The organism is Flavobacterium sp. B330r (assembly GCF_056824325.1).
In genome coordinates, this window is sequence record NZ_CP124860.1 from 2,108,150 (window position 1) to 2,122,250 (window position 14,101).

The 14,101-nt window shown below is 34.7% G+C and carries 11 protein-coding genes; 7 read left to right on the forward strand and 4 right to left on the reverse strand.

From position 1 onward, the window contains the following. Positions 1-184: 184 nt before the first annotated feature. Both odhB and QLQ95_RS09590 read right to left on the reverse strand, forming a co-directional pair. A complete protein-coding gene (gene odhB / locus QLQ95_RS09585; protein WP_320494620.1) occupies positions 185-1,429 on the reverse strand; it encodes a 2-oxoglutarate dehydrogenase complex dihydrolipoyllysine-residue succinyltransferase in 1,245 nt (414 codons plus the stop codon). A gap of 74 nt (positions 1,430-1,503) precedes the next feature. Continuing rightward, positions 1,504-4,278: a 2-oxoglutarate dehydrogenase E1 component gene (locus tag QLQ95_RS09590; protein WP_320494621.1), complete on the reverse strand. Its 2,775-nt coding sequence runs from the start codon at positions 4,276-4,278 to the stop codon at positions 1,504-1,506. Between the two features lie 117 nt (positions 4,279-4,395). Between QLQ95_RS09590 and QLQ95_RS09595 the strand changes: the two genes are divergently transcribed. Beyond that, a complete protein-coding gene (locus tag QLQ95_RS09595) occupies positions 4,396-4,947 on the forward strand; it encodes a hypothetical protein (protein WP_320494622.1) in 552 nt (183 codons plus the stop codon). Positions 4,948-5,019: 72 nt separating this feature from the next. Beyond that, positions 5,020-5,415: a hypothetical protein gene (locus QLQ95_RS09600; protein WP_482503582.1), complete on the forward strand. Its 396-nt coding sequence runs from the start codon at positions 5,020-5,022 to the stop codon at positions 5,413-5,415. Between the two features lie 28 nt (positions 5,416-5,443). Here QLQ95_RS09600 and QLQ95_RS09605 read toward each other — a convergent pair whose 3' ends face one another. Continuing rightward, on the reverse strand, positions 5,444-5,797 hold the full coding sequence (locus QLQ95_RS09605) for a hypothetical protein (protein WP_111286231.1): 354 nt from the start codon (positions 5,795-5,797) through the stop codon (positions 5,444-5,446). Between the two features lie 46 nt (positions 5,798-5,843). After that, on the reverse strand, positions 5,844-6,818 hold the full coding sequence (locus tag QLQ95_RS09610) for a polyprenyl synthetase family protein (RefSeq protein ID WP_482503584.1): 975 nt from the start codon (positions 6,816-6,818) through the stop codon (positions 5,844-5,846). 266 nt (positions 6,819-7,084) lie between these two features. Here QLQ95_RS09610 and QLQ95_RS09615 point away from each other — a divergent pair, with 266 nt between their 5' ends. The 5 genes from QLQ95_RS09615 (at position 7,085) to QLQ95_RS09635 (ending at position 14,090) form a co-directional block, all read left to right on the forward strand. Beyond that, entirely contained in the window at positions 7,085-7,606 is a 522-nt protein-coding gene (locus QLQ95_RS09615) for a YceI family protein (protein WP_095929669.1), read from the forward strand. A 108-nt stretch (positions 7,607-7,714) separates the two neighbouring features. Beyond that, positions 7,715-8,314, forward strand: coding sequence for a TetR/AcrR family transcriptional regulator (locus tag QLQ95_RS09620; protein ID WP_095929670.1), 600 nt, complete (start codon positions 7,715-7,717; stop codon positions 8,312-8,314). Between the two features lie 92 nt (positions 8,315-8,406). Next, positions 8,407-9,741 (forward strand): TolC family protein, encoded by a 1,335-nt coding sequence (locus QLQ95_RS09625; RefSeq protein WP_095929671.1) that lies wholly within the window; start codon positions 8,407-8,409, stop codon positions 9,739-9,741. A 12-nt stretch (positions 9,742-9,753) separates the two neighbouring features. Then, positions 9,754-10,821 carry an efflux RND transporter periplasmic adaptor subunit gene (locus QLQ95_RS09630; protein WP_320494630.1) on the forward strand — a complete coding sequence of 356 codons (1,068 nt, stop codon included), beginning with the start codon at positions 9,754-9,756 and terminating at the stop codon, positions 10,819-10,821. A 92-nt stretch (positions 10,822-10,913) separates the two neighbouring features. Beyond that, entirely contained in the window at positions 10,914-14,090 is a 3,177-nt protein-coding gene (locus QLQ95_RS09635) for an efflux RND transporter permease subunit (RefSeq protein ID WP_320494631.1), read from the forward strand. Positions 14,091-14,101: the final 11 nt, after the last annotated feature.

Below are 14,101 nucleotides of genomic sequence, written 5' to 3' on the forward strand. Positions count from 1 at the left end.
AATTGTTGGATAGCAACTAAACAAGTTATTCTTATTTATTCTAAATTAAATAGTTTTTAAAGGTTAAAATTTTCATTAATTCAAAAAATTAACATCTTAAGCTAATCTTAAGTTAATTTTAAGCAAAAAAAAGCCTGTTCTAATGAAAGAACAGGCTTTTATATTGTCGAAAATTACTTAAAAATTACAGCTCTAAAGCACGTTTAGCGTCGCCATTCATCAATAATTCTACTGGGTTTTCTAAAGCCTCTTTTACAGCAACTAAGAAACCAACAGACTCACGTCCGTCGATGATTCTGTGGTCGTAAGAAAGAGCAACATACATCATTGGGTGAATTTCAACTTTTCCGTTTACAGCAATCGGACGCTCAATGATGTTGTGCATTCCTAAGATTCCTGATTGCGGAGGGTTGATGATTGGAGTAGATAACATACTTCCAAAAACTCCACCGTTAGTAATTGTAAAAGTTCCTCCAGTCATATCGTCAACTGTGATTTGACCATCACGAGCTCTTAAAGCTAATCTTTTGATTTCAGCTTCAATTCCGCGGAAAGTCAATAATTCAGCATTACGAACAACAGGAACCATTAATCCTTTTGGTCCAGAAACTGCGATTGAGATGTCAGCAAAATCATAAGCGATTTTGTAATCACCATCCATCATAGAGTTAACATCTGGATATAATTGTAAAGCTCTTGTAACTGCTTTTGTAAAGAATGACATAAAACCTAAACCAAGACCACCATGTTTTGCTTTGAAAGCATCTTTGTATTCGTTACGAATTTGGTTGATTGGCGTCATGTTTACTTCGTTGAAAGTAGTAAGCATAGCCGTTTCGTTTTTAGCTGAAACTAGTCTTTCTGCTACTTTACGACGTAACATTGATAATTTTGTACGCTCAGTTCCACGGCTTCCACCAGTTGGAGTTCCCATTGAAGGCACTGCATTTACAGCATCATCTTTAGTAATTCTTCCGCCTTTACCAGTTCCAGAAACTGTTGCTGGAGCAATATTTTTCTCGTCTAATATTTTTCTTGCTGCCGGAGATGGAGTTCCAGCTGCATAACTTGTTGCTGCCGGAGCTGCTTTAGGAGTCTCAGCTTTTGGTGCTTCTACCTTTGGAGCTTCCGCTTTCGGCGCCTCTGCTTTTGGAGCTTCAGCCGCTGGAGCTGCGCCACCTGCTGGTTTAGCAGCATCTGTATCAATTAAACAAACTACAGCACCTACAGCTACTGTATCACCTTCTTCAGCTTTTAGTGTAATTACACCGCTCATTTCAGCAGGTAATTCAAGAGTAGCTTTATCTGAATCAACTTCAGCAATCGCCTGATCTTTTTCTACATAATCTCCGTCTTTTACTAACCAAGTTGCAATTTCAACTTCTTTTATTGATTCCCCTGGTGATGGGACTTTCATTTCTAAAATCATCTTTGTTTTTGTTTAAGGTTTTTATGGTTTCATTCCCGATAGCTATCGGGATTGAAACTTGAAACATTTTTTTATTATCTGAATAAATTTTTATCGAATACCATTCTAATTGCATCTGCATGACGACGTTTTGCACGTGTGTAGCTTCCAGATGCTGGAGCAGAATATGCTTTTAATGAAGCCAATCTCCATTTTACAAGATCGAAGTTCATTAACATAAAGCTGTAAGCTCCCATGTTTTTAGGCTCTTCTTGCGCCCAAACATAATCGTCAGCATTTGGATATTGTGCAATAATTTCTTTGATTTGATCTACAGGGAAAGGGAATAATTGTTCGATACGAACCACTGCAACATCATTTCTTCCGTTGTTTTCTCTTTCTGCTACGATATCATAGTAGAATTTACCTGTAACAAAAACTAAAGTTTTTACACCTTTTTTGTCTACTGTATTGTCATCAATTGTTTCTTGGAAACTTCCATTTGCAATTTCTTCAACTGTAGATACACATCTTGGATCACGCAATAAACTTTTTGGAGAGAAAACTACCAATGGTTTACGGAAATTCGTTTTCATTTGTCTTCTTAATAAGTGGAAGAAGTTAGCTGGCGTTGTACAATCGGCAACATACATGTTGTGTCTTGCGCAAAGCTGTAAGTAACGTTCCATTCTTGCAGAAGAGTGTTCTGCACCTTGACCTTCATATCCGTGAGGCAATAATAAAACAATACCGTTTTGGTTGTTCCATTTATCTTCGCCACAAGAAATGTATTGGTCAATCATGATTTGAGCACCGTTAGAGAAATCTCCAAATTGTGCTTCCCAAATTGTTAAGGCTTTTGGGTTTGCTAATGCATATCCATAATCAAAACCTAAAACTCCATATTCTGATAAAAGTGAATTGAATACGCCAAAGTTTCCTTTTTTGTTTTCAATAGCGTTCAATAAGATTACCTCTTCTTCAGAATCTTCTACTTTTACAACAGCATGACGGTGAGAGAATGTACCACGCTCAACGTCTTGACCAGAAATACGAACGTCAAATCCTTCTGTTAAAAGAGAACCGTAAGCTAATGCTTCTGCAGTTCCCCAATCGATGGTATTGTTATCGTAACCAGCTTTTCTGTCTGTAACAATTTTACTTATTTTGTTGATAAACTTTTTGTCTTCTGGTAAAGTTGAGATTGTCTTAATGATAGAATCTAATCCTTCTTTAGCAAAAGTAGTATCAACTTTTTGAAGCATTTGAGTATCTGTTACTTGAACAAATCCGTCCCATTCGTTTTTCATGAATGGAGTAATGATTGTTAAGTCTTTTTTACGTGAAGCTTCTAAGTTTTCTTCTAAAGCAGATTTGTATTGTTTTTCTAAAGCATTAACATAAGATGCATCGATTACACCGTCAGAAAGTAATTTATCTGCGTAGATGTCTCTTGGGTTTTTATGTTTAGCAATGATTTTGTATAAAACAGGTTGTGTAAAACGAGGTTCGTCACCTTCATTATGTCCGTATTTTCTATATCCTAATAAGTCAATAAATACGTCACGTCCAAATTGCATTCTGTAGTCTAATGCAAAAGATACAGCGTGTACAACAGCTTCTGCATCATCAGCATTTACGTGTAATACTGGAGAAAGGGTTACTTTAGCAACGTCTGTACAATAAGTAGAAGAACGAGCGTCTAAGTAGTTTGTTGTAAATCCAACTTGGTTGTTAATTACGATGTGGATTGTTCCTCCAGTTTTGTAACCATCAAGTTGAGCCATCTGAATGATTTCATATAAAATACCTTGACCTGCAATTGCAGCATCTCCGTGTACTGCGATTGGCAATACTTTAGAGAAATCGTCAGCATAGTATTTATCTTGTTTAGCTCTTGTGATACCTTCAATTACAGCTCCAACGGTTTCTAAGTGAGAAGGGTTTGGTGCTAAATTGATGTTGATGCTTTTTCCAGATCTTGTTTTTTTGTCGGCAGTAAGACCTAAGTGGTATTTTACGTCACCGTCAAAATATTCTTGATCGTAATCTTTACCGTCAAACTCACCAAAGATATCTTGAGTAGATTTTCCGAAGATGTTTGCCAAAACGTTCAAACGACCACGGTGAGCCATTCCCATTACGAATTGTTCAACACCTTTTTCAGCAGCTTGCTCGATCAAAGCATCTAAAGCTGGGATGATAGATTCTCCTCCTTCTAATGAGAAACGTTTTTGTCCAACATATTTAGTATGAAGGAAGTTTTCAAAAGAAACAGCTTCGTTTAATTTATTTAAGATTGTTTTCTTTTCTTCTGTAGAGAAATTTGGCTGATTAACATTTACAGCCAATTTGTCCTGAATCCATTTTACAACACCAGGATTTCTAATGTACATATATTCAATACCGATATGCTGGCAGTAAATAGCTTTAAGACGATTTACGATATCTTGTAAAGAAGAAGGCGCCATGCCGATTGTTTGAGCAGCATCAAAAACAGTTGAAAGATCAGCTGTTGTTAATCCGAAGTTTTCAATATCCAAAGTTGGAGATGAAGTTCTACGGTCACGAACAGGATTTGTTTTCGTGAATAAATGCCCGCGCGTACGGTATCCGTCGATTAATTTTAGTACATTGAATTCTTTTTGCAGTTTTTCTGAAACCAAACTACAGTCTGCGTTATCGCTAGTCACGTACTCAACGATCGTTTGCACTGGATTTTCGTCGTTATAAGTTGTTTGTCCAAAGTCAAAACCTTGAAAAAAACTTCTCCAGCTAGGCTCAACGCTGTCTGGGTTAACTAAATATTGATCGTATAATTGTGCAAAAAACTCGGTATGCGCTGCGTTTAAAAATGAAAACCTATCCATAATATGAGTGAATATACTTTTTTGTTATATAGAAAGGCAAAAGTACAACAATCACATTTATTTAAATCTTTTTTTTACGTACTTTTACGTAAAAATTTGTTAAAATAAACGTTAACTATGAATAAAATTCAATTTTCAATCGATTGCAGATATTTTTTTGTGATTTTGGCCGTCTTATTTTCAAGTTATAGTATTGCACAACAAAAATATGTCATTGACAACAGTAACCATTTTTGGGAAAAAGTTCAATTTGGAGGCGGTTTAGGTCTTGGGTTTGGTTCAGGATACACGAATGTCTCTGTAATGCCAAGCGCCATTTACAATGTCAACGAAATTGTTGCCCTTGGAGTTGGATTGCAATTTGGTTATTTATATCAAAAGAATTATTACGAATCATTTGTTTACGGCGGAAGTTTTATCACGCTTGTAAACCCGATTCCACAACTTCAATTATCTGCAGAATTAGAACAAGTTAAGGTCGATACCGACTACGATGAAAATTATTATCATCCCGGTTTTTCCGATTCTTATTGGAATACCGCATTATATCTAGGAGCAGGTTATAGAACAGGAAACGTGACAATTGGTGCACGTTACGATGTTTTATACGATCCTAATAAAAGTCTTTACGGTTCAGGATTTATGCCTTTTGTGAGGGTTTATTTTTAAGTTGCTAAGGTTCTGAGATGCTAAGATTCTAAGTTTTTTAGCTGCAAGATAATTTAAAAATATATTTTAATAGTGGTTGAGCCAGAATTTAGATGCGGAACAGGAAAGGCAATAGCTTCCTTAGCTAAGAAATTGGATGTAGAGTATAATGATTTTATGCAGGATTGGTCCTATGAAATTGCAAATCCAAATGAAATTGAAAAGTATATTGAATTATACAAGAATTTAAGAGATGAAGAAGAAAAGTTTGTTCTTATGGAAACTATAATCCAGGCGACAGAAGAGCAGAATGGGGAAAAATTATTCTTAAACTATTTGAATATAGTTAAAAATTTTTTGGAAATAGATTTCCATATTCATAAATATACAATTTATTACTGGGCATGTTTTGATACTGAAGATATAGAAGATTGTTTTAAAATTAGCGTTTTTATGAGAGAGCTTTTAATAGATCAGCAAAAACCTTAGAATCTTAGCATCTCAGAACCTCAGAACCTTATTTATAATAATTTCGAAACCAAACCTTCTGCCATTCTCTTTTTAAAATCAAGAAAGCAACTTGTTCAGCTAGGATAACCAAATCTGAACCGTCAAGTTGTTTGATTTCGTTTTCGGGAACGTCAATAATGTACAGCAAGTTTAAGTATTCAGCAAATTTGTACTGAATCATTCGGTAAACTTTTTCGTGAAGCTGAATCTTTAATTCATCTGGAGAAATGCTTAACGGAAAATCGATTCCTTCGTTGGCTAGATTGAAGTCTTTATTAATCTGCTCAATAAGATTCAAATATAAAGTCTCTGCCTGCGCTTGCGCTAATAATGATTCGGTATTTACGGGTGCTACAAACATGTGATTTTAGATTTTAGATTGCTGATTGTAGATTTTTTTCTGAATACTAAACTTTACGTCCCATTAAATTTTCTCCGAAAGTCCTCAAAACGTTTTTCTTTTCACCGCTGATTTCCATTTTTTCTAATGTTTCAAAAGCTTTAAAAGTGTACATTTCAATTGCTTCCTGAGTGGCTTTTGATGCTCCAGATTGATTAAAAATTGCTTTGGCAGTTTCTATTTTTTCTACATTATCTTCTAGCTGAAGCGTAAACAATTTTTCTAATTCTGAAGCTTTTTCGTCAGTAGAAAATTCTAATGCTTTTAGATACAAATACGTTTTTTTATTTTCAATAATATCTCCTCCTACTTGTTTTCCAAAAGTTTCAGGATCTCCAAAAGCATCCAAATAATCATCTTGAAGCTGGAAGGCCAATCCTAAATTCAATCCGAAATCATAAATTAAATCGGCTTCTTTTTCAGAAGTTTTAGATACAATTGCGCCCATTTTCATGGCAGCTGCAACCAAAACAGCTGTTTTGTATTCAATCATTTTAAGATATTGCGGAATCGTAACATCTTTACGAGTTTCAAAATCTACATCCCACTGCTGTCCTTCGCAAACTTCAAGCGCTGTTTTGCTGAATAATTTGGCTAGATTTCTAAAAACAGTCGGTTCATATTGTTCAAAATACTGATAAGCCAAAATAAGCATGGCATCTCCAGAAAGAATCCCAGTATTTAAATCCCATTTTTCATGCACGGTAACTTGTCCTCTTCTCAAAGGCGCATCATCCATGATGTCATCATGAACCAGCGAAAAGTTATGAAAAACTTCCACCGCCATTGCTGCCGGAAGCGCAATCGAATAATCAGTATCAAAAACCTCTGCGGCCATTAAAGTTAAAACAGGACGGATGCGTTTTCCGCCAAGTCCTAAAATATATTCTATAGGCTCGTAAAGATTTTTAGGCTCTTTATGTATGTTTTGGCTTTGAAGATAATTGATGAAAAAATCTTGGTACTGACTTATATCGTGCATAATGAATTCTGATTTCGAGGCTCAAAGATACAATTCAAATATGAATTTCAATTATTGAAATGATTAAAAGCTTCTTAAAGAATTGGAAAGAGTTCTTAATCATTCTCATTTCTAATATGTTAAAATTTTTTCTAAAAAACTTGGAAACTTTTTTGGTATTTAGAGTTTCCTGTCTATATTTGCAGCGTTGTAATGGAAACTAAGAACACTGTAAAAGTTTCCATAAGAGTTTGAATGATTTATAAACTCAATTAAATCAAGTATTTATGAAAACAAAATGGACCTTAGATTCTAGTCAGTCAGATGTTTTATTAGAAATGAGAAGATCGAGAACTGCTTATATGGGTGGAAGCACAAATAAATTTGATGGTTATGTAAACATTGAAGATAATGAGATTGAAGATGCTTCGGTTGAATTCTCTTTGGATATCAATAACAAAAATGAAAGTTTCCAATCTATAGATGCTTATTTACAGCTTCAAGACTTTTTTGAAGAAGATGAGCATCCAATTATTAGCTTCAAATCGACTTCATTTCAAAAAGTAAATCAGAATATCAATTTCTTCAAAGGAGATTTAACCATAAAAGATATTACAAGAGTAGTTGAATTGGATGCTGAATTTCTTGGAGAAAATATTTATAATGGAGAAAAGAAAGTAGCTTTTGAAATTAAAGGAAACATCAAACGAGAAGACTTTGGTTTAGATTTTAGCTCTTTTAATCATTCTTCTGGCGCCGCTTTGGGTAAAGACATCAAACTTATAGCAAATTTAGAATTTAGCATATAAATCTTACTAAAAGAATAAATTAATGTAAAATTATTACAAAAATATCGGAAACTATTTTTTTGATTTTAGTTTCCAAAGTATATTTGTAAGGCAATTCGAGAATTTAAAATGAAAGAGAAGATTATAGCAAAAGCAAGCGAGTTATTTTTAAAGCTTGGTTTTAAAAGTGTTACAATGGATGATATTGCAGGTGAAATGTGTATTTCGAAAAAAACGATTTACAAATATTTCTGCAACAAAGAAGTTTTGATTGAGGAAAGCACATCATTGGTTCATGGTCAAGTGCATGAAATTATGGACACGATTATAGCAAAGAATTATAACGCTATTCATGAGAATTTTGAGATTAGAGAAATGTTTCGTGATATGTTTAAAAACAACATTGACACTTCGCCAATCTATCAGTTGAAAAAACACTATCCAGAGATTTATCAAAACATTTTGTCTTTTGAAATTGATCAGTGTACGCAGCTTTTTAGAGAAAATATCGAAAAAGGAATTCGTGAAGGACTATATAGAAGTGATTTAAATGTAGAGGTATATGTTAAGTTTTATTACACTCTAGTTTTTCATATAAACGAAAATACGGTTTCTGAAAGTGAAGCGCAAAGAATAGAGTTGGAGGCCTTGGAGTATCATACTCGTGCAATGGCAACCGAAAAAGGAGTAGAGGAATTAGAAAAGCAATTAAAAAAAATAAATAATTAATTATCCAAATTGTCGTCATTTTATTCTAGGAGAGTTGTAAAAGAGGAAATGACGATGCCATCTCAAATTTTTAAAATAAATAGTAACTACTTATGAAAAGAATCTTTCTTATAGTTTTGTGTACACTAGGCATAACTGCTGGCGCACAAGTCAAAACCTTAACCTTGAAAGAGGCTGTTACATATGCACTTGAAAATAAAGCCGATGCTAAGAAGGCAAAACTTCAGGTCGAAAACAGCGAATATAAAATTCAAGAAATACGCTCGAGAGCATTACCGCAAATAACTGCAAATGGTAACTTAACTTATAATCCTATCATTCAAACAACAGTTATTGATGGTGCGGGATTTGGACAGCCAGGAACGACAATTCAAGCTGCTTTTGGTCAGAAATGGACATCAACAGCTGGGGTTTCTTTAACTCAGGCAATATTTGATCAGGCGGTTTTTACAGGTTTAAGAGCAGCACAGTCTACACGTGAATTTTATCAGATTAATAGTCAATTGACAGACGAACAAGTTATTGAAAGAGTTGCAAATAACTACTATTCTGTTTATGTACAGCGTGAAAGACTGATATTGTTAGACAGTAACTATGTAAATACTCAAAAGGTTCGTGATATTGTGCAAGGACAATTTGATAATGGGTTGGCTAAAAAAATAGATTTAGACCGTATTATTGTAAAAATGTCTAACATTGATACAGATCGTCAGCAAGTTAAAAATCAAATTGAACTGCAGGAAAATGCATTGAAATTCTACATGGGTATGCCTATCGAATCTCAATTTGTGATGCCTAAAGAAGAATTTGAAGTGGTTCCAACGTCTTTAACAGAAGAGCCAAATGTTGAAAACAGAACAGAATACCTGCTTTTAAAGAAACAAGAAGAGCTTTTAGTATTTAATAAAAAGGCAATTCAGGCAGAATATTATCCTACTCTTTCATTGACAGCTGGATATAACTATATAGGTCAAGGTCCAGAATTTCCTTGGTTTGCAAAACCATCATCTGGAGTATACTGGTCAGATTTCTCTGGAATCGGATTAAATTTGAGAGTACCGATTTTTACAGGTTTTGGAACTCGTTCTAGAGTAAGACAAGCTGATGTTGAAATCAGATCTCTTCAAGAAGATATCAAAGACACTAAACTTTCTCTTGATTTAGATTATAGAAATGCAATGACGCAGATTAATAATAATCTTGTGACTATTGAGAATCAGAGAGAAAACATGCGTTTAGCGTTAGAAATTTTAGGAAATACTAAAAACAATTACCTTCAAGGTTTAGCATCTTTAACCGATTTGCTAGATGCAGAAAATGCATCACTTGAAGCTCAAAATAATTTTACAAGAGCAGTTTTAAATTATAAAATTGCCGAAATATCTCTAATCAAATCGAAAGGCGAACTAAAATCTCTTACTAAATAACAAATTATTACAATGAAGAAAATAATTATAACAATCGTAATCATAGTCGTGGCTATTGTCGGGATTAACTACATTCTAAATAAGAACAAAACAGAAAACGAAGCGAAAACTGCAATTGTAGCAGAAAAAAATGCAGCAGTTTCTGTAAAAGTAGCTACAGTTAAAACAGAAGATGTTAACTTAGGTTTTACTGCAAACGGAAACTTCGCACCGATTCAGGAATTGACTTTTTCTGCTGAAAAATCTGGAAAAGTAATTAGTGTTTTAGTTAAAGAAGGTGACTATGTAAGAGTGGGACAAACTCTTTTAACAGTAAGAGGCGATGTTATCAATGTAAATGCTCAAGCAGCAGAAGCAGCATATCAAAACGCAAAATCTGATTATGCTAGATATGAAAATGCTTTCAAAACAGGCGGTGTTACAAAACAACAATTAGATCAAGCAAAATTGGCTTTGACTAATGCACAATCTAACTATACTCAAGCTAAAATTAATGTTGGAGACACAAGAGTAAAAGCTCCAATTAACGGATACATCAATAAAAAATATATCGAACCAGGTTCTATTTTAGCTGGAATGCCTGCAACTGCTTTATTTGATATTGTAAATGTTTCTAAATTAAAATTGGCTGTTACTGTAAACGAAACGCAAGTTGCTAGTTTAAAATTAGGACAGACTGTAGACATTACAGCAAGTGTTTATCCTGATAAATCGTTTAGTGGAAAAATTACTTTCATCGCTGCAAAAGCAGACGCGTCTTTAAATTTCCCTGTAGAAATTGAAATTACAAACAATGCGAACAATGACCTAAAAGCGGGTATGTATGGAACGGCAAACTTTGGTGCTAAAAACCAAAAACAAAACTTGAAAGTGGTTCCTAGAAATGCTTTTGTTGGAAGTGTGAGCAGCAACGAAATCTTTGTTGTAGAAAACAATGTTGCTAAATTGAAAAAAGTTGTAGCTGGAAGAATTTTAGGAGATAAAGTTGAAATCATTAATGGTTTAAATGACGGAGAAGTAGTAATTGTTACAGGTCAGATCAACTTACAAGACGGAAATACAGTAGAAATTATTAAATAATTATACCGCTCTAAGCCTTAAGCCATAAGCTTTAAGCCTTTAATAAAAGCCTAAAGCCTACAGCATATAGCTTATAGCCAAAAATAAGATATATGAAATTAGCCGAAATATCCATAAAACGTCCGTCGTTGGTAATTGTATTGTTTACAATTCTGACTCTTGGTGGATTGTTCAGCTACAGCCAATTAGGCTACGAGCTGATCCCAAAATTCGAAACCAACGTTATTACGGTTTCAACTGTATATCCTGGAGCTTCTCCAAGTGAGGTTGAAAATACAGTAACAAAGAAAATTGAAGATGCGATTGCGTCTCTGGAAAATATCAAGAAAATTGATTCTAAATCTTATGAATCTCTTTCTGTAGTATCGATTACATTGACATCAAATGCAAATGTTGATATTTCGATGAACGATGCGCAGCGTAAAATTAATGCCATTTTAAGTGATCTTCCAGACGATGCAGATCCACCGTCATTGACTAAATTCTCTTTGAGTGATTTACCAATTATGACGCTTGGTGCGAATGGAAAAATGGACGAAGCAGCGTTTTACGATTTGATCGATAAAAAGATTGCTCCAGTTTTATCTCGTGTACAAGGGGTTGCTCAGGTAAACATTATTGGTGGTCAAGAGCGTGAGATTCAAGTAAACCTTGACGCAGTAAAAATGCAAGGTTACGGACTTTCAGTTCCTCAGGTGCAGCAGACTATTTTAACTTCGAATCTGGATTTCCCAACGGGTAACATTCAAACTCGTAACCAAAAAATATTAATTCGTTTAGCGGGTAAATATAAAAACGTAGATGAATTAAGAAACTTAGTAGTTTCTTCACAAGACGGAATCCAAGTTCGTTTAGGAGATATTGCTGATGTTCAGGATACACAAAAAATCGCGGAGAAAATTGCGCGTGTAGATCAAAAAAGTGCGATTGTACTTCAAATTGTAAAACAGTCAGATGCTAATGCCGTTGCGGTAAGTGAGCAATTGATTAAGACAATTAAGACTTTAGAGAACGATTATAAATCGGCTCAATTGAAATTGGAAGTAGCAAAAGACAGTACAGTCTTTACTCTTGAAGCAGCAGATTCTGTTGTACACGATTTATTAATTGCGGTTATTCTGGTAGCTTTCGTAATGTTGTTCTTCTTGCACAGTATTAGAAACTCCTTAATCGTAATGGTGTCTATTCCAGCATCTTTGATTGCAACATTTATCGGAATTTATTTATTAGGTTATACGCTTAACTTAATGTCTTTACTTGGTTTATCTCTTGTTGTTGGTATTCTTGTGGATGACGCGATTGTGGTATTGGAGAATATTTATCGACACATGGAGATGGGTAAAAGCCGAATCCGTGCAGCTTATGATGGAACTGCCGAAATTGGTGCAACGGTAACTTCGATTACATTAGTAATTGTGGTAGTGTTCTTGCCAATTGCAATGAGTACAGGATTAGTATCGAACATTATTACACAATTCTGTGTTACGGTAATTATCTCTACGATGTTCTCATTATTGGCTTCGTTTACTATTATTCCGTGGTTGTCTTCTCGTTTTGGAAAATTAGAACACATAGAAGGTAAAAACATTTTCGGAAAAATCATTTTAGGATTTGAAAGCTACTTAACTCGTTTTACTAACTGGGTATCTAACTTGTTAAACTGGTGTTTAGATCACTATATTAAAACAATGGGAGTTATTCTGGTATTGTTTTTTGGTACGATCTTCTGGTTAATGGGAGGTGGATATATTGGAGGAGAGTTCTTCGCATCATCTGATAGTGGTGAGTTCTTAGTGCAAATTGAGATGCCAAAAGATGCTTCGTTGGAGCAAACTAACTTTATGACGCAAAAAGCAGAAGCTTTCTTAAAAGGAGAGAAATATGTTTTCAGCCAAATTACAACTGTAGGACAAACCAGTGAAGGTTTAGGAGCTGCTCAGGCAACTGCTTATAAAGCTGAGATTGACGTTAAAATGATTGAGCAAAAAGATCGTACAGATGACGCCAACGTATACGCTGCAAAAGTAAAACGTAAATTAGAAAAAGTTTTAGTTGGTGCAAAAGTAAAAACGGTTCCGGTAGGTATTTTAGGAACTGCTGAGGATGCAACTTTAGGTTTGATTGTAACAGGTCCAAACGTAGAAAGCGCGATGAAATTTGCAAAAATGGCTGAAGCTGAATTACGTACTATTCCTGGAACAACTGAGATTAAATTAACAGTTGAGGACGGAAACCCTGAGATCAACGTTCAAGTTGACAGAGATAAAATGGCTGCTTTAGGATTAACACTTCAAACGGTTGGTTTAACTATGCAAACAGCTTATAGTGGTAATACAGACGGTAAATTTAGAGCTGGTGAATACGAATATGACATCAACATTAAATACAACGAATTTGATAGAAAAAACATCACAGATGTTAGTAATTTGATTTTCATCAACAATGCTGGTCAGCAAATTAAATTAAATCAATTCGCAACAATTACTGAAGGTTCTGGACCAAGTAAATTAGAGCGTAGAGATAAAACAGCTTCTGTAACTGTACAAGGTCAGAACGTTGGGGTTCCAGCAGGAACAATCGTTCAGCAATGGCAAGCAAAACTGGATAAATTGCAAAAACCAACTGGAGTTAACTACATCTGGGGTGGTGACCAAGAGAACCAATCTGAAGGATTTGGTACTTTAGGAATCGCATTATTAGCAGCTATTATCTTGGTTTACCTTGTAATGGTTGGATTATATGATAGTTTCGTTCACCCGTTTGTCGTATTATTTGCTATTCCGCTTTCGTTCATTGGAGTTTTATTTGCCTTAGCATTAACAAACAACACTTTAAATATCTTTACGATCTTAGGGGTAATCATGTTGATTGGTCTGGTGTGTAAGAATGCGATCATGCTTGTCGATTATACCAATCAGCGAAGAGCAGCGGGAGAATCAATTAGAAATGCCCTAATCCAAGCAAACCACGCTCGTTTACGTCCGATCTTGATGACAACAATTGCGATGGTGTTTGGTATGTTCCCAATTGCATTAGCATCTGGAGCAGGAGCTGAATGGAAAAACGGATTAGCATGGGTAATCATTGGAGGTTTGATTTCATCATTATTCCTTACTTTGATTGTTGTACCAGTTATCTACGACATTATGGAGAAAATTATCCGTAAGTTCTCTAAAGGAGAAAAAATCGATTACGAAGCTGAAATGCATGCCGATTATGAGCATACAGAATTAAGCGAAGATGGTTTTAATCCGAAACATACACATTAATAGTTTTGATT